Origin of the sequence: Bradyrhizobium jicamae, from assembly GCF_001440395.1 — a bacterium.
Taxonomy (GTDB): Bacteria; Pseudomonadota; Alphaproteobacteria; order Rhizobiales; family Xanthobacteraceae; genus Bradyrhizobium; species Bradyrhizobium jicamae.
In genome coordinates this window covers 2,063-2,482 of sequence record NZ_LLXZ01000132.1, presented here as the reverse complement: position 1 = coordinate 2,482, position 420 = coordinate 2,063, and the positions used below count along the sequence as shown (strand labels likewise).

The 420-nt window shown below is 58.6% G+C and carries 1 pseudogene; it reads left to right on the top strand.

Annotation, left to right across the window (positions count from 1 at the left end):
• Positions 1–346, top strand: a pseudogene (locus tag CQ12_RS44020) (Curdlan synthase); the annotation flags it as partial.
• Positions 347–420: the final 74 nt, after the last annotated feature.

Genomic DNA, 420 nt, shown 5'->3' with positions numbered 1-420 from the left:
ATATAATCGACCGCAGCGCCAGGTGCTTGAACCGATCACGCTGAAGATCGGAGACGTTCGGCACCGTGGCTGGCTCGTGAATCTCGGACCGGAAGGCGCTCGCATCAGCGGACCATTCGGCCTTTCGGTCGGGGCGACAGGCAATTTGAAAATCCCAGGTATTGGCGACGTCGAGGCGCGTGTTCTTGCGCCAACTCGTGACGGCTACCGGTTAAAGTTTTCGCCAAGCATTGAGCAGCGGGCCCAAATTATCGAAAAGCTCCACACCGCCCGAGCTCTTCCGGGATCCGATCGCGGGGACATCGTTCGCATCATCCGCGAATTGGCTCGGGCTCTAACTCATTGAGGAGGCATGATGGCGAACAGACGACTGAGCTTGCGCACGCTTGTGTTCTTTGGCGGCGCAACGTTGATGCTGGC